The organism is Bradyrhizobium sp. HKCCYLRH3061, assembly GCF_051168015.1.
Lineage (GTDB): Bacteria > Pseudomonadota > Alphaproteobacteria > Rhizobiales > Xanthobacteraceae > Bradyrhizobium.
Genome location: NZ_JBNPUE010000019.1, coordinates 80,259 through 95,699, shown reverse-complemented (window position 1 = coordinate 95,699; position 15,441 = coordinate 80,259). Strand labels below are relative to the sequence as shown.

The following is a 15,441-nucleotide window of genomic DNA, read 5'->3' as shown; positions in this document are numbered from 1 at the left end:
GCGCCCTCTTCCCTGCGTCTTCGGGTTGCTCCATTCTAGCCTCCGGGTTTGGGGGGCTATGCGTGGACGCCATCAACACGACGATCGAGCTGAGCGACACCGAGCGGCGCGACCGGCTGCGGCTGATCCGTTCCGACAATGTCGGCCCGCGCACCTTCCGCTCACTGCTCGACCATTTCGGCACCGCGCGCGCCGCGCTCGACCGGCTGCCCGACCTGGCACGCCGCGGCGGCGCGGCCGGAGCCGGCCGGATCTGCACGGTCGGCGAAGCCGAGGCCGAACTCGACGCCTGCAAGCGGCAGGGCGTCGACCTGCGGGCGCCGGACGAGGACGGCTATCCGCCCCGACTCGCCACCTGCGACGATGCACCTCCGCTGCTGGCGGTGCGCGGCGCCCGCGAGACGCTGATGCGCCCGATGATCGCCATCGTCGGCTCGCGCAACGCCTCCGCCGCCGGACTCAAATTCGCCGGCCAGATCGCCCATGAGCTCGGCCGGGCCGGCTTCATCATCATCTCGGGGCTCGCCCGCGGCATCGATCAGGCCGCCCATCGCGCGAGCCTCGGCAGCGGCACCGTCGCGGTCCTCGCCGGCGGCCATGACCGGATCTATCCGCCGGAGCATGTCGATCTGCTCGGCGCCATCATCAGTGGCAGTGGCGCCGCAATCTCCGAGATGCCGCTCGGACACGAGCCGCGCGCCCGCGACTTTCCCCGCCGCAACCGGCTGATCTCAGGCGCCTCGCTCGGCGTCGTCGTCGTCGAGGCCGCGCATCGCTCGGGCTCGCTGATCACGGCGCGCATGGCCGGCGAACAGGGACGCGAGGTCTTCGCCGTCCCAGGCTCGCCGCTCGATCCCCGCTGCGCGGGCACCAACGATCTCATCAAGCAGGGCGCCACGCTGGTCACCGAAACCGCCGACATCATCCAGGCCGTCGGCCCGATCATGGAGCGGCCGCTGCCGTTGCCGCTGCGCGAGCCGGACGAGGAGTTGTTCGCCCCCGATCCCGAGGGCCACGACCGCGCGCAGGTCACGGCCCTGCTCGGCCCGACCCCGGTGTCGATCGACGACCTGATCCGGATCAGCGGCCTGTCGCCGGCCGTGCTGCGCATGGTGCTGCTGGAGCTCGAGCTCGCCGGCCGCCTGGAGCGCCACGGCGGCGGGATGGTGTCGCTGATCTGACTCTCAGTCCGCATCCCTGCGCGCGTCGAACCGCGTGCGCGCCTGCTCGATCTGCTCCTGGTGCCGGATGGCCCATTGCCCAAGCGCCTGCACCGGCTGCGACAGGCCGCGGCCGAGATCGGTCAGCTCATAATCGACCCGCGGCGGGATGGTCGGAAACACCGTCCGCGTCACCAGCCCGTCGCGCTCGAGGCCGCGCAGGGTCAAGGTCAGCATCCGCTGGGAAATCCCGCCAACGAGCCGCTTCAGCTCGTTGAAGCGCTTCGGGCCGTCCTGAAGCATCATGATGACGAACACGCTCCATTTGTCGCCGACACGCGCCAGGATCGAGGCCGCGCCCCGGCAATCATCATGACTTGGCTGCGTCGGGAGATCGGGATCATCGCTGTTCGCAAGTGTCACGGCTGTGCTCGGGTTTCAAGAATGTGCGTTCTTGTGAGGTTACAGCACAGTCACTCATAGTGCGCCAGTTACAAACCAATACTGAGGTGACTGACCTATGACCCAACTCCTCCACATCGACTCCAGCGTGCTCGGCGCGAACTCCGTCAGCCGTCAGGTATCCGCCGCGATCGTCGGCCGTTTTCGCCAGATCATGCCGGGGCTGGAGGTGATTTACCGAGATGTCGCAGCCGAGCCGCTGTCGCATCTGTCAGGAACGCATGTCGCCGTCGCTTACGGAGCGCCCGTCGAGGATCCCGCGGTGGAAGCTGATATCGCTGCCGGACAGGCGGTTCTAGAAGAGTTCCTGGCTGCCGATATCGTCGTGATCGGCGCTCCGATGTACAACTTCTCTATCCCGAGCCAGCTTAAGGCCTGGATCGACCGCATCGCCGTCAAGGGTAAGACCTTCAGCTATGGCCCAAACGGCCCGCAGGGTCTGGCCGGTGGCAAGCGCATTATCGTGGCGCTCTCGCGCGGCGGCCATTACGGCGCGGACACGCCGATGGCGGCATTCGAACACCTGGAGACCTATTTGCGCAGTGTCTTCAGCTTCATCGGCGTCACGTATCTCGAATTCGTTGCGGCCGACGGTGTCCAGATCGGCCCGGAGCATCGCGAGCAAGCCCTGGCCAAGGCGATTCAAACGGCCGGCGGTCTCGCCGCTTGAGTCCCTCGGTGGCTGCCGCCGGCAGCCACCGCTTTCAACTCCGGGGCAGGTCTCAAACCGCCCACCGACCCGGCCGGTCAACCCCGATAGATCGGCGCACCGGCCGGCGAGCTCGTGGCGCCGCCATCGACGAACAGCTCCTGGCCTTGGACATGCGCGGCGTCGTCCGAGGCCAGGAACAGCACGGTGCCGGCGATATGGTCAGGCTCGCCGATATGACCGAGCGGGGTGGTCGCCGCGATCCTTGCCTCGAACATCTTTTCGGCGTCCGGCGTCGCGACCGCGGCGCCCCAGATCGGCGTCCGGATCGCGCCCGGCGCGACCACGTTGACACGGATGCCGCGCGGCGACAGCTCCGACGCCAGCACCCGCGCCATCGCGCGCACCCCGGCCTTGCTCGCGGCGTAGGCCGAATAGCCGGGATTCCCGAGCACGGAGATCACCGAGCCATTGAGGATGACCGAGGCGCCGTCCTTGAGATGTGGCAGCGCCGCCTGCACGGTGAAGAACACGCCCGTCAGATTGGTGCGGATCACCTGCTCGAACACCTCGAGCTTGGTTGCCCCGGCCGGCGTCGAGCCGGGGATGCCGGCATTGGCGAACAGGATGTCGAGCTTGCCGAAGCGTTCTGCGGCGGTGGCAGCCGCGGCCTCGGTCGCGGCGATGTCCGTGGCATCGGCCACCAGCGCCAGCGCGTTCGGCCCGAGCTCGCGCGCCGCAGCCTCCAGCCGCCCGGCATCGCGCCCGGTGATCGCGATCCTGGCGCCTTCGGCGACGAAACGGCGGGCGGTCGCAAGCCCGATGCCGCTACTGCCGCCGGTAATCAGTGCCGTCTTGTTCGCAAGCCTCACATCCGTCTCCATATGGTTGCATAATTAAACCGATGGACGACATAGGCTGACTGGTTTTATAATGCAACCACACAAGTGCGTGAGCGGGCTCGAGCGCCCCGGGCATCAGCCGCCCCTGGGTGACAGGACAAGGATCATGTGATGGTCAAGCGCACCAGTCTGGAAGGCGACGCCTGCCCGATCGCACGGTCGCTGGATGCGATCGGCGACTGGTGGTCGTTGCTGATCATCCGCGACGCGTTTCTCGGCGTGCGCCGCTTCAGCGCGTTTCAACGCAGCCTCGGCATGGCCAAGAACATCCTTGCGGCGCGGCTGCGGGCGTTGGTTGATCGCGGCATCCTGACCACCGAGCCGGCCTCGGATGGCAGCTCCTATCGCGACTACGTGCTGACGCCGAAGGGCCGCGGCCTGTTTCCGATCCTGGTCGCACTGCGGCAGTGGAGCGAGGAGTTCGACGAGCACCCCGACCAGATCGCCACCGCGCTCGTCGACCGGGTGAACCGCAGGCCGGTTCGCAAGCTGCTGCTCACTGCGGAAGACGGCCGGACGCTGGCGCCGGAGGAAACCGCTCTCGCCCCGCGGTGAGCGCGGCCGGCCGTCAGCACAGCCTGCGGCGGCTGCGCAGCCTGAGATGCTCCTCGGCCTCCAGGTTCGCCATGCGCAGGAGGTAGTCGAGCATGTCGAGGCGATGGCGCTGCGCCAGATGCGACAGGCTGGCCGTCACCTCGGCGATCAGCGCCGCCGCGGCGTCGGGATCCTCCACCATCGCCTCGACGTCCGGGTCGCTTTTGTCCGCTGCCTTGGCCAACAACTGTCACCCAGCATAAGGAATTTGACGAAAAACAACCTCAAAAGAGCGCGGATCTCATCGTGCTCCGTACAACCTGATAGGTACTTCGCCGACCCAACGCAATCGCCTTTCAACATCCCTCGATTTGACAGGAACCCCCTCACCACCCATGTTCGGGTCAACGCAGCCGGCGCGAATCCCGCGAAGCCAGCTTCAATCCTTCCACTAAGCCATTGGAAATACATGAATATCGTCATCGTGGAGTCGCCTGCCAAGGCCAAGACGATCAATAAGTATCTGGGCTCCTCCTACGAGGTTCTGGCCTCTTTCGGTCATGTCCGCGACCTTCCGGCCAAGAACGGCTCCGTCGATCCGGACGAGAATTTCCGCATGATCTGGGAGGTCGACCCCAAGGCGGCCGGCCGACTCAACGACATCGCCAAATCGCTGAAGGGTGCCGACCGACTGATTCTCGCCACCGACCCTGATCGCGAGGGCGAAGCGATTTCCTGGCATGTGCTGGAGGTGTTGAAGGAGAAGCGGGCGCTCAAGGATCAGAAGATCGAGCGCGTCGTCTTCAACGCCATCACCAAGCAGGCCGTCTCGGAGGCGATGAAACATCCGCGCCAGATCGACGGTGCGCTTGTCGACGCCTACATGGCGCGCCGCGCACTCGATTACCTCGTGGGCTTCACTCTCTCTCCCGTGCTGTGGCGCAAGCTGCCGGGCGCCCGCTCGGCCGGACGCGTGCAGTCGGTCGCGCTGCGTCTCGTCTGCGATCGCGAGCTGGAGATCGAGAAGTTCGTCCCGCGTGAATATTGGTCGCTGATCGCAACCTTGGCGACGCCGCGCGGCGACATCTTCGAGGCGCGCCTCGTCGGCGCCGACGGCAAGAAGATCCAGCGGCTCGACATCGGCACCGGCGCGGAGGCCGAGGATTTCAAGAACGCGCTCAACGCGGCGAGCTACACGGTCGCGACCGTCGATGCCAAGCCGGCACGGCGCAATCCGCAGGCGCCCTTCACCACCTCGACGCTGCAGCAGGAGGCGAGCCGCAAGCTCGGCTTTGCGCCGGCGCACACGATGCGCATCGCGCAGCGGCTCTACGAAGGCATCGACATCGGCGGCGAGACCACCGGTCTCATTACCTATATGCGAACCGACGGCGTGCAGATCGCGCCGGAGGCGATCACCCAGGTGCGCAAGGTGATCGGCGAGATCTATGGCAACAAATACGTCCCGGATAGCCCGCGCCAGTACCAGGCCAAGGCCAAGAACGCCCAGGAAGCGCACGAAGCGATCCGTCCGACCGACCTGTCGCGCAAGCCGGCCGAGCTGCGCAAGCGGCTCGATGACGATCAGGCCAAGCTCTATGAGCTGATCTGGACCCGCACCATCGCGAGCCAGATGGAATCGGCCGAGCTTGAGCGCACCACCGTCGACATCATCGCCAAGGCGGGCGCGCGCACCCTGGAGCTGCGCGCCACCGGCCAGGTCATCAAGTTCGACGGCTTCCTCGCGCTCTATCAGGAGGGCCGCGACGACGAGGAGGACGAGGACAGCCGCCGCCTGCCGCAGATGAGCCCGAACGAACAGCTCAAGCGGCAGAATCTCGCGGTCACCCAGCATTTCACCGAGCCGCCGCCGCGCTTCTCCGAGGCCTCGCTGGTCAAGCGCATGGAGGAGCTCGGCATCGGCCGTCCCTCGACCTATGCCTCGATCCTGCAGGTGCTGAAGGACCGCGGCTACGTGAAGCTCGAGAAGAAGCGGCTGCACGGCGAAGACAAGGGCCGCGTCGTCATCGCGTTCCTGGAGAACTTCTTCCGCCGCTACGTCGAGTACGATTTCACGGCCGATCTCGAGGAGCAGCTCGACCGCATCTCCAACAACGAGATCGCCTGGCAGCAGGTGCTGAAGGATTTCTGGACCGGGTTCATCGGCGCCGTCGATGACATCAAGGACCTGCGCGTCGCGCAGGTGCTCGACGCGCTCGACGAGATGCTGGGGCCGCACATCTATCCGCCGCGCGACGATGGCGGCGACGTCCGGCAGTGCCCGACCTGCGGCACCGGACGGCTCAACCTCAAGGCCGGCAAGTTCGGTGCCTTCGTCGGCTGCTCGAACTATCCGGAATGCCGCTACACCCGGCCGCTTGCCGCGGACAGCGAGGCGACCGCCGACCGCGTGCTCGGCCAGGATCCGGACACCGGGCTCGACGTCGTCGTCAAGGCCGGCCGCTTCGGCCCCTACATCCAGCTCGGCGAGCAGAAGGATTACGCCGAGGGCGAGAAGCCGAAGCGCGCCGGCATCCCGAAGGGCACCTCGCCTGCGAGTCTCGAGCTCGACCACGCGCTGAGGCTGCTGTCGCTGCCGCGTGAGGTCGGCATCCATCCGGAGACGGGTCTGCCGATCATCGCCAATCTCGGCCGCTTCGGGCCGTTCGTGAAGCACGACAAGACCTATGCGAGCCTGGAGGCCGGCGACGAGGTGTTCGACATCGGCCTCAACCGCGCCGTCAGCCTGATCGCCGAGAAGATCGCCAAGGGACCAAGCAAGCGCTTCGGCGCCGATCCCGGCAAGGCGCTCGGCGAGCATCCCTCGCTCGGCGCCGTCGCCGTCAAGGCCGGCCGCTACGGCGCCTATGTCACCGCCGGCGGCGTCAACGCCACCATCCCCGGTGACAAGGAGAAGGACACGATCACCCTGGCCGAGGCGATCGCGCTGCTCGACGAGCGCGCCGCCAAGGGTGGCGGCAAGGCGAAGGCCAAGGGCAAGGCGGCGAAGCCGGCCAAGTCTGCCAGCAAAGCGGCGGCCAGCAAGGCCAAGCCGAAGACCGGCGGCGACGACGACACGCCGAAGCCGGCGAAGAAGGCCGTGGCGAAGAAGGCGGCCGCCAAACCGAAATCAGACTCCACCAGCAAGGCGCGTGCGCCGGTCGCCAAGGCCGCCAAGACCTCGGCGAAGCCCGCGACCAAGGCGACGCCCAAGAAGAGCGCTGGCAAGGCCCGCGGATGAGAAAATGAGCAAGAAGCGCGACATCGGCTTCCCTCCGCGGGAGGCCATCGTCGCCTACATCCGCGCCAATCCGGGCAAGGTTGGCACCAAGGATATCGCCCGCGAGTTCGGCCTGAAGAACGCTGATCGCGCGGCCCTCAAGCAGTTGCTACGCGAGCTCGTCGCCGACGGCACCGTGAAGAAGAGCGGCCGCAAGACCGTCGTCGAGACCGCCACCTTGCCGGCCACGCTGGTTGTCGACATCACCGGGCGCGACAGCGACGGCGAGCTGATCGCCAAGCCCGCCGAGTGGGACGAGGCCGAGCAATCCGAGCCGCCGCGCATCCGCATCCACACCCCGCGCCATGCCGGGCCCGGCTCGGCGGCCGGCGTCGGTGACCGCGCGCTGCTCCGCGTCGAGCCGATCAAGGATGAGGCGGGCGTGTCCTATCGCGGCCGCGTCCTCAAGGTGCTCGATCAGGCGCGGCCGCGCGTGCTCGGCATCTTCCGGGCTAATCCCGGCGGCGGCGGCCGCCTCATTCCGGTCGACAAGAAGCAGGCGGGACGCGAGCTCTCCATCGCCCCCGCCGACACCAAGGACGCCAAGGACGGTGATCTCATCAGCGTCGACCTGCTGCGCGGCCGCGGCTACGGCCTGCCCTCCGGACGTGTGAAGGAGCGCTACGGTTCGGTCGCGACCGAGAAGGCAATCAGCCTGATCGCGATCCATGCCCACGAAATCCCGATGGATTTCTCCGCGGCGGCCGTGGCAGAGGCCGAAGCCGCGCAGCCCGCGAGCTTGAAGGGGCGTGAGGACTGGCGCGAGCTGCCGCTGGTCACGATCGATCCGCCCGATGCCAAGGATCACGACGACGCCGTTCATGCCGAGCCGGATCCCGATCCGAACAATGCCGGCGGCTTCATTCTCCATGTCGCGATTGCCGACGTCGCCTACTACGTGCGGCCGGGCTCGGCGCTCGACCGCGACGCGCTGATCCGCGGCAACTCGGTGTATTTCCCCGACCGCGTCGTGCCGATGCTGCCCGAGCGCATCTCCAACAATCTGTGCTCGCTGGTGCCGGGCGAGGCGCGCGGCGCGCTCGCGGTGCGCATGGTGTTAGGCGCGGACGGCCGCAAGCGCTCGCACTCGTTTCATCGCGTGCTGATGCGCTCGGCCGCCAAACTGTCCTACGCGCAGGCGCAGGCCGCCATCGACGGCAAGCCCGACGACGTCACCGGCCCCCTGCTCGAGCCGATCCTCAAGCCGCTCTACGCGGCCTATGAGGTCGCCAAGCGCGGCCGCGACGCGCGCGATCCGCTCGACCTCGACATTCCCGAGCGCAAGATCCTGCTGAAGAAGGACGGCACCGTCGACCGCGTCGTCGTGCCGGAGCGCCTCGATGCTCACAAGCTGATCGAGGAGTTCATGATCTCGGCCAACGTCGCCGCGGCGGAGCTTTTGGAGAAGAAGGCGCTGCCTTTGATCTACCGCGTGCATGATGAGCCGACGGTGGAGAAGATCCATGCGCTGCAGGAGTTCCTGAAGACGCTCGACGTGCCCTTCGCCAAATCAGGCGCGCTCCGGCCGTCGCTGTTCAACCGCGTGCTGACCCTGGTCGCCGGCCAGGACTACGAGCATCTCGTCAACGAGGTCGTGCTGCGCTCGCAGGCGCAGGCGGAATATTCGACCGACAATTACGGGCATTTCGGCCTGAACCTGCGCCGCTACGCGCATTTCACCTCGCCGATCCGCCGCTACGCCGACCTCGTCGTGCACCGCGGCCTGCTGCGCGCGCTGGGCCTCGGCGACGGCGCCCTGCCCGACAGCGAGACGCCGGATCACCTCGCCGAGGTCGCGGCGCAGATCTCGGTGACCGAGCGGCGCGCGATGAAGGCCGAGCGCGAGACCGCCGACCGCCTGATCGCGCATCATTTGGCGGACCGCGTCGGCGCCACCTTCCAGGGCCGCATTTCCGGCGTCACCCGCGCCGGCCTGTTCGTCAAGCTCGATGATACCGGCGCCGACGGCCTGGTTCCGATCCGTACGCTCGGCACGGAATATTTCGACTATGACGAGACGCGACATGCGCTGATCGGCCAGCGCAGCGGTGCCATGCACCGGCTGGGTGACGTCGTCGACGTCCGTCTGGTAGAAGCTCAGCCGGTGGCCGGTGCGCTGCGCTTCGAGCTGCTGACCCAGGCGGATGTGCTGGTGTCGCGGCATCCGCGCGGCGCAGGACCCCGGCGAAAGAATAACGTCGGGAAGAACGCCAAGGCGACCAAGCGGGCCAAATCCGAGGCTCGGCCGAAGCACAAAGAAAAAAGCCGCAAGAAAAGCCCAGCGGCAGGGGCAAAACGCAAGCCCGGCACATCGAAGAAAGGCAGATCGTGGACGCCATGACCTCAACGCCCCGCACATTGCCCCCGCAGACCTGGACGCGTGACGCCGGCGCCGTCGAGAAGCGCGACGTCTGGACCGCGATGAAGCGCGGCCTGCGCGGCCGCTGCCCGCGCTGCGGCGAGGGCAAGCTGTTCCGCGCCTTCCTGAAGGTCGCGGACAATTGCGACCGCTGCGGCCAGGATTTCTCCGGGCATCGCGCCGACGATCTTCCCGCCTATCTCGTGATCGTCATCGTCGGCCACATCATCGTGCCGCTGGTGCTCTCGATCGAGACCAACTACGCGCCGCCGGTGGCGCTGCAGCTCGCGATCTATCTGCCGGTGACCTTGGTCGCCTCGCTCGCCTTGATTCAGCCGGTCAAGGGCGCCGTCGTCGGGCTGCAATGGGCGTTCCGCATGCACGGCTTCGACGACAATCCCGTGGAAGGCATTCCACCGGTGTGAGCGACCAAACGATCAACAAATAAGAAAAAGCGGGGAGGACATGAGCGATACGGCACAGGCGAGCAGCGCGCCGGCGGGCAAGCCCGCCGAGAAGGAAGCGGACCATCATCCCTACACCAAGCCACGCGATGCTGCGACCTTGATCCTGGTCGACCGCAGCGGCGCGGTGCCGAAGGTGCTGGTCGGCAAGCGCCACGACAAGGTCGTGTTCATGCCGGGCAAGTTCGTCTTCCCCGGCGGCCGCGTCGACAAGACCGATCATCGCATTCCCGTGGCAGCGCCGATGCCGGCGGAGCTCGAAGCCAATCTGTTCAAGGGCAAGCCGCAGACGACGGCCTCGCGCGCGAAGTCGCTCGCCGTCGCCGCGATCCGCGAGGCCTGTGAGGAAACCGGTCTCTGTCTCGGACGCAAGGTCGGCGGCCCCGCGCCGAAACTGGACGGGCCATGGGCGCCATTCGCCGACGCCGGCCTGCTGCCCGACCCGTCGGGGCTGTTCCTGATCGCCCGCGCCATCACCCCGCCCGGCCGCATCAAGCGCTTCGACACCCGCTTCTTCACCGCCGATGCCTCCGCCATCACCCACCGTGTCGAGGGCGTGATCCATGCCGATGCCGAGCTGGTCGAGCTGGTCTGGGTCGAGCTTGGCTCCAGACCGCTCGCCGATCTGCATCCGATGACCAAGAACGTGCTCCACGAGCTCGACCGCCGCCTCGCCACCGGGCCGCTGCGCCACGACGCTGACGTGCCTTTCTTCCATTTCTATGGCGGCAAGATGCAGAAGGACGTGCTGGGCGGTTGAGCTGAACGGGACTAGACTGATTGCGTTCATCGGAGAGCCAATCCATGACGCAGTCTCGCAGCCTTCTGCTCGCCTCCGCCGTGCTGATCGCCCTCGCCGCGACGCCGGCGCATGCGGAGCTCGACGTCTCAGCGCTGAAAAGCACCATCGCCGCATCGCTCGAGCGCGACTATCCCGCGCTCGATGTGCTCTACAAGGATCTGCACGCGCATCCCGAGCTCGCCTTCCAGGAGGTGAAGACCGCGGCAAAGCTCGCGGAGCAGATGCGCGCGCTCGGCTTCGACGTGACCGAGAAGGTCGGCAAGACCGGCCTGGTCGCGCTGTACAGCAATGGTGACGGCCCGACCATCATGGTGCGCACCGAGCTCGACGCGCTGCCAATGGAAGAAAAAACCGGCCTGCCCTACGCCAGCCGCGACAAGGCCAATTGGAACGGACACGAGACCTTCGTCGCGCATAGTTGCGGCCACGACGTGCACATGGCGAGCTGGGTCGGGACGGCCAAGACGCTCGTCGGCATGAAGGACAAGTGGAAAGGCACCTTGATGTTCATCGCCCAGCCGGCCGAGGAAGAGGTCGCGGGCGCAAGGGCGATGCTGGCCGACGGCCTGTTCACGCGCTTTCCAAAGCCCGATGTCGGCTTCGCCCTGCACGACGGCGGCTTCGCTTATGGCTCACTTACCTATCGCACGGGAATCGGCTCCTCCAGCGTCGATGGACTGTTCGTTCGTTTCCACGGCCGGGGTGGTCACGGCGCGGCTCCGCACCAGACGATCGATCCTGTGATGATGGCCGCCCGCTTCGTCGTCGACGTGCAGAGCGTGATCAGCCGCGAGAAGGATCCGACCGAGTTCGGCATCGTCAGCATCGGCGCGATCCATGGCGGCACCGCCGGCAACATCGTTCCTGACAACGCGCTGGTGGTCGGCACGATCAGAAGCTTCAAGCCTGAGGTGCGCGCCAAGCTCGTGGCGGGCATCGAGCGCACCGCGAAGGCGGTGGCCGCCATGGCCGATGCGCCGCCGCCGCAGATCGAGATTACCGAGGGCGCGAAAGCCGTCATGAATGATCCGGGCGTCGTCGCGACCGGCGAGAAGGTGCTGCGCGCCGCCTTCGGCGACAAGCTGATGCTGGTCCCGCCGACCACGACCAGCGAGGACTATTCCGAGTTCGTATCGGCCGGCGTGCCCTCGATGTTCTTCGGCATCGGCGTCTATGAGCCCGAGCGCGTCGCCGCCGCGCGCAACGGCAGCGGGCCGCCGCTGCCGCCGAACCATTCGCCGCAATTCGCCCCGGTGCCCAAGCCGACGATCGTGACCGGCGTCACCGCGATGACGCTCGCGGTGCTCTCGGCGTTCGACGCGCGGGCGCAGGGGCAGTAGCGGGTCCGGCCGCGACATGCTGCGCTACGCTCGCCATGAGATGGGCGGTCCAGCCACACGAGAGGTGTCGTCTCGGCGAACGACACCTTTGTTTTTGTTGGCTGCGTGGCCCACGCCGGAATGAGTGTGCTCCATCCGCCACCAAAAACGAAATCGTGTTCTGCGGCGGGTGGCTGACACGCATCAGCCGAGTTCCTATCTGCTGACGAGAGCAATCATCCCGGACGCCCCCACATGGCCCCTCGTCAACTCAAGCTCGGCGCCTTCATGCGCCCGGTCTCCATCCACACCGGCGCGTGGCGCTATCCCGGCGCCTGGCCGGACGCGAATTTCAACTTCGCGCATCTCAAGCAACTGATCCGCAAGCTCGAGGCCGGCAAGTTCGATGCCTTCTTCATGGCCGATCATCTCGCCGTGCTGAACATGCCGATCAACGCGCTGAAGCGCAGCCACACCGTGACGTCGTTCGAGCCGTTCACCCTGTTGTCGGCGCTATCGGCGGTCACCGAGAACATCGGCCTGATCGCCACGGGATCGACCACCTTCGACGAGCCCTATCACGTCGCCCGCCGCTTCGCCTCGCTCGACCACATTTCCGGCGGGCGCGCCGGCTGGAATATCGTCACCACGTCGAACCCGGATGCCGCGCTGAATTTCGGCCTCGACGATCACATGGAGCACGCCGAGCGCTACAAGCGCGCCCGCGAGTTCTACGACGTCGTCACCGGCCTGTGGGATTCCTTCGCCGACGATGCCTTCGTGCGCGATGTCGAGAGCGGGCTGTTCTTCGACCCTGCGAAGATGCATGTGCTCGATCACAAGGGCAAATATCTGAAAGTCCGCGGACCGCTCAACATCGCCCGCCCGGTGCAGGGCTGGCCGGTGATCGTGCAGGCCGGCGCCTCGGAGGACGGCAAGCAGCTCGCGGCAGAGACGGCCGAGGCCGTGTTCACCGGCGGCGGCAGCCTCGCGGATGGAAAGACACTCTATGCCGACATCAAGGGCCGCATGGAAAAGGTCGGCCGCGATCCGGAGCATCTGAGGATCCTGCCCGGTGCCTTCGTCGTGGTCGGCGACAGCGTCGACGAGGCCAAGGAGAAGCGCGCTTTGCTCGACAGCAAGGTGCATGACGACAGCGCCATCGCCTCGCTCTCGGTCATCCTCGGCACCGACGCCTCCGGCTTCGATCCCGATGGCCCGCTGCCGCCGATTCCCGAGACCAACGCCTCCAAGAGCGGCCGCCAGCGCCTGGTCGATGTCGCCGCGCGCGACAAGCTCACGGTGCGGCAACTGGCGCAGCGGGTCGGCGGCTACGGCGGTCTGTCCTTCGTCGGCACGCCTGCGACGATCGCCGACCAGATGCAGGAGTGGCTGGAAAGCCGTGGGTCGGACGGCTTCAACATCATGTTCCCATTCCTGCCGGCAGGGCTCGACGATTTCGTCGACAAGGTGATTCCCGAGCTGCAGCGCCGCGGGATCTTCCGGACGGAGTATGAGGGGCCGACCTTGCGGGAGAATCTCGGCCTGCCCCGGCCGAAAAACCGCTTCTTCCCAGCCTAGGCACCCCAGAATCTGGCCCTCAAACCTTGACTTTGGGGGCTGGCTGGGTAGGTTGCCGGCCAACGGCGCCCCCTCTTTGGCCGGTGCCCACCCTATCCCCGATTCCAGAGGTTCAAGACATGGCCAAGGCGGTCACCATCAAGGTCAAGCTCGTGTCGTCGGCCGACACCGGCTTCTATTACGTCGCCAAGAAGAACTCGCGCACCATGACCGACAAGATGGTCAAGAAGAAGTACGACCCGGTCGCGCGCAAGCACGTCGAATTCCGCGAAGCCAAGATCAAGTAAGATCGCGGTCTGCTGCGACTTCAACGGGGCCGTTTCGGCCCCGTTTTTTATTGGGCCGATGCCTCCACTCCTGCGGCACGGGCCATCTCCCATCTGATCGGTCCATGGGCCGCGGCTGAATCCGGTTCCCGACTTAAGGAGCCATCAACCAAACCCGTGCGATTTGGGGTAGCGGCGCACCCTCAGTAGCGTCTCCCTCCTTATCTTACCGGCAGACCAGCGATGACCGATCTTCAGACTTTGCAATCCCGGCTCGATTTCATCGGCATCGACCATGCGACCCGGGAGGCGCTGCGGGAGCTGCGGCCGCTGATCGGCAAGGTGCTGCCCGGCCTGCTGGACCAGTTCTATGCCCATGTCGGCAAGGTCCCGCATCTCGCCAAGATGTTCTCCAGCCCGGCCACGATGCGGCACGCCAAGCAGGCCCAGCACGATCACTGGATGTCGCTGGCGACCGCGAAGTTCGACGATGCCTATGTGAAATCGGTGACCCGGATCGGCGAGGCCCACAACCGGATGGGGCTGGAGCCGCGCTGGTACATCGCCGGCTATTCGCTGATCGTGACCGGGCTGCAGAAGGCGATCGAGACGGAGATCGCGGACGGCTGGTTCGGCGGCCAGGCGGCGCGCGAGAAGAAGGCCGCGCTGCAGGCTGCGATCACCAAGGCGGCGATGATCGACATGGATCTCGCCATCTCGGTCTATCTCGATGCGGCCAAGACCGAGCAGCACGCCGCCATGCAGCGCATGGCCGACGAGTTCGAATCCACCGTCGGCCAGATCATCAACAAGGTCCATGCCGACGCGCGCACGCTCGAGGTCTCGGCCAACACGCTGACCAAGACCGCCGAGCAGACCCAGCATTTGTCGGCCAGCGCGGCCTCGGCCTCGGGCCAGGTCTCGACCAACGTGCAGTCGGTCGCCTCGGCCGCCGAGGAGATGACCTCCTCGGTGCATGAGATCGGGCGGCAGGTCAGGGAATCGACCACCATCGCCAAGGAGGCCGTTCGCCAGATCGAGCAGACCGATGTCGGCATCAGCGAGCTGTCGCGCACCGCCGAGCGCATCGGCGACGTGCTCAAGCTGATCACCTCGATCGCCGCCCAGACCAACCTGCTGGCGCTGAACGCCACCATCGAGGCGGCGCGCGCCGGCGACGCCGGCCGCGGCTTCGCGGTGGTCGCCTCCGAGGTCAAGGCGCTGGCGTCGCAGACCGCGAAAGCCACCGAGGAGATCGGCCAGCAGATCGAAGGCATCCAGAGCGCGACGCAGTCCTCGGTCGCCTCGATCAAGCAGATCGGCGGCACCATCCAGCAGATCTCGGAGATCGCGGCCGGCATCGCCGCGGCCGTCGAGCAGCAGGGCGCCGCCACAGGGCAGATCTCGCGCAACGTGCAGGAGGTCGCCGGCGGTACGACCCGCGTCGCCAGCAACATCGGCGACGTCAGCAAGGGCGCCAGCGCCACCGGCACCGCGTCATCGCAGGTGCTGGCGTCGGCGCATTCGCTGTCGCGCGAGAGTGATCACCTCAAGGACGAGCTGGAGACATTCCTGCGCAAGGTGCGCGCGGCCTGACCCGGTTCAGCCGGCGCGTCGGGCGCGTCAGCGTGAGCATCACCCGCCATTCCTCCGCGTCGCAGGA

The 15,441-nt window shown here is 66.8% G+C and carries 14 protein-coding genes; 11 read left to right on the top strand and 3 right to left on the bottom strand.

Going from position 1 to position 15,441, the window contains the following annotated elements; translation table 11 throughout:
• Positions 1–62: 62 nt before the first annotated feature.
• The gene (gene dprA, locus ACQR2C_RS26605) at positions 63–1,181 is read left to right on the top strand and encodes a DNA-processing protein DprA (RefSeq protein ID WP_434882459.1); all 1,119 of its coding nucleotides are present in this window, start codon (positions 63–65) and stop codon (positions 1,179–1,181) included.
• A 3-nt stretch (positions 1,182–1,184) separates the two neighbouring features.
• Here dprA and ACQR2C_RS26600 read toward each other — a convergent pair whose 3' ends face one another.
• Positions 1,185–1,583 (bottom strand): winged helix-turn-helix transcriptional regulator, encoded by a 399-nt coding sequence (locus ACQR2C_RS26600; RefSeq protein WP_315804096.1) that lies wholly within the window; start codon positions 1,581–1,583, stop codon positions 1,185–1,187.
• Between the two features lie 97 nt (positions 1,584–1,680).
• Here ACQR2C_RS26600 and ACQR2C_RS26595 point away from each other — a divergent pair, with 97 nt between their 5' ends.
• On the top strand, positions 1,681–2,292 hold the full coding sequence (locus ACQR2C_RS26595) for an FMN-dependent NADH-azoreductase (protein WP_315804097.1): 612 nt from the start codon (positions 1,681–1,683) through the stop codon (positions 2,290–2,292).
• A gap of 77 nt (positions 2,293–2,369) precedes the next feature.
• On the opposite strand, the gene ACQR2C_RS26590 is transcribed toward ACQR2C_RS26595, so the two are convergent.
• Positions 2,370–3,143, bottom strand: a complete 774-nt coding sequence (locus ACQR2C_RS26590) for an SDR family NAD(P)-dependent oxidoreductase (protein WP_434838258.1) — start codon at positions 3,141–3,143, stop codon at positions 2,370–2,372.
• A gap of 141 nt (positions 3,144–3,284) precedes the next feature.
• Here ACQR2C_RS26590 and ACQR2C_RS26585 point away from each other — a divergent pair, with 141 nt between their 5' ends.
• On the top strand, positions 3,285–3,728 hold the full coding sequence (locus tag ACQR2C_RS26585; protein WP_315804099.1) for a winged helix-turn-helix transcriptional regulator: 444 nt from the start codon (positions 3,285–3,287) through the stop codon (positions 3,726–3,728).
• Between the two features lie 13 nt (positions 3,729–3,741).
• Here ACQR2C_RS26585 and ACQR2C_RS26580 read toward each other — a convergent pair whose 3' ends face one another.
• Complete coding sequence (locus ACQR2C_RS26580) at positions 3,742–3,951, bottom strand: hypothetical protein (protein ID WP_315712655.1); 210 nt, start codon at positions 3,949–3,951, stop codon at positions 3,742–3,744.
• Between the two features lie 225 nt (positions 3,952–4,176).
• On the opposite strand from ACQR2C_RS26580, the gene topA reads away from it, so the two are divergent.
• From topA to ACQR2C_RS26540, 8 genes are all read left to right on the top strand, one after another.
• On the top strand, positions 4,177–6,948 hold the full coding sequence (topA, locus tag ACQR2C_RS26575; protein ID WP_434882458.1) for a type I DNA topoisomerase: 2,772 nt from the start codon (positions 4,177–4,179) through the stop codon (positions 6,946–6,948).
• A 4-nt stretch (positions 6,949–6,952) separates the two neighbouring features.
• Complete coding sequence (gene rnr / locus ACQR2C_RS26570) at positions 6,953–9,328, top strand: ribonuclease R (RefSeq protein ID WP_434882457.1); 2,376 nt, start codon at positions 6,953–6,955, stop codon at positions 9,326–9,328.
• Positions 9,325–9,771, top strand: a complete 447-nt coding sequence (locus ACQR2C_RS26565) for a DUF983 domain-containing protein (RefSeq protein ID WP_316181857.1) — start codon at positions 9,325–9,327, stop codon at positions 9,769–9,771. The genes rnr and ACQR2C_RS26565 overlap by 4 nt, the downstream gene beginning before the upstream one ends.
• Before the next feature lie 40 nt (positions 9,772–9,811).
• Positions 9,812–10,570, top strand: a complete 759-nt coding sequence (locus ACQR2C_RS26560) for an NUDIX hydrolase (protein WP_434882456.1) — start codon at positions 9,812–9,814, stop codon at positions 10,568–10,570.
• Between the two features lie 44 nt (positions 10,571–10,614).
• Positions 10,615–11,952 carry an amidohydrolase gene (locus ACQR2C_RS26555; RefSeq protein ID WP_315804104.1) on the top strand — a complete coding sequence of 446 codons (1,338 nt, stop codon included), beginning with the start codon at positions 10,615–10,617 and terminating at the stop codon, positions 11,950–11,952.
• Between the two features lie 234 nt (positions 11,953–12,186).
• Positions 12,187–13,512: an LLM class flavin-dependent oxidoreductase gene (locus ACQR2C_RS26550; RefSeq protein ID WP_315804105.1), complete on the top strand. Its 1,326-nt coding sequence runs from the start codon at positions 12,187–12,189 to the stop codon at positions 13,510–13,512.
• Positions 13,513–13,631: 119 nt separating this feature from the next.
• Complete coding sequence (gene rpmG / locus ACQR2C_RS26545) at positions 13,632–13,799, top strand: 50S ribosomal protein L33 (protein WP_006611239.1); 168 nt, start codon at positions 13,632–13,634, stop codon at positions 13,797–13,799.
• A 222-nt stretch (positions 13,800–14,021) separates the two neighbouring features.
• Positions 14,022–15,374 carry a globin-coupled sensor protein gene (locus tag ACQR2C_RS26540; protein WP_316237475.1) on the top strand — a complete coding sequence of 451 codons (1,353 nt, stop codon included), beginning with the start codon at positions 14,022–14,024 and terminating at the stop codon, positions 15,372–15,374.
• Positions 15,375–15,441: the final 67 nt, after the last annotated feature.

Bases quoted from the DNA above. Each gene is read 5' to 3' on its own strand.
- ACQR2C_RS26595 (WP_315804097.1), top strand. From the start codon at position 1,681: ATGACCCAACTCCTCCACATCGACTCCAGCGTGCTCGGCGCGAACTCC.
- ACQR2C_RS26585 (WP_315804099.1), top strand. From the start codon at position 3,285: ATGGTCAAGCGCACCAGTCTGGAAGGCGACGCCTGCCCGATCGCACGG.
- topA (WP_434882458.1), top strand. From the start codon at position 4,177: ATGAATATCGTCATCGTGGAGTCGCCTGCCAAGGCCAAGACGATCAAT.
- rnr (WP_434882457.1), top strand. From the start codon at position 6,953: ATGAGCAAGAAGCGCGACATCGGCTTCCCTCCGCGGGAGGCCATCGTC.
- ACQR2C_RS26565 (WP_316181857.1), top strand. From the start codon at position 9,325: ATGACCTCAACGCCCCGCACATTGCCCCCGCAGACCTGGACGCGTGAC.
- ACQR2C_RS26560 (WP_434882456.1), top strand. From the start codon at position 9,812: ATGAGCGATACGGCACAGGCGAGCAGCGCGCCGGCGGGCAAGCCCGCC.
- ACQR2C_RS26555 (WP_315804104.1), top strand. From the start codon at position 10,615: ATGACGCAGTCTCGCAGCCTTCTGCTCGCCTCCGCCGTGCTGATCGCC.
- ACQR2C_RS26550 (WP_315804105.1), top strand. From the start codon at position 12,187: ATGGCCCCTCGTCAACTCAAGCTCGGCGCCTTCATGCGCCCGGTCTCC.
- rpmG (WP_006611239.1), top strand. From the start codon at position 13,632: ATGGCCAAGGCGGTCACCATCAAGGTCAAGCTCGTGTCGTCGGCCGAC.
- ACQR2C_RS26540 (WP_316237475.1), top strand. From the start codon at position 14,022: ATGACCGATCTTCAGACTTTGCAATCCCGGCTCGATTTCATCGGCATC.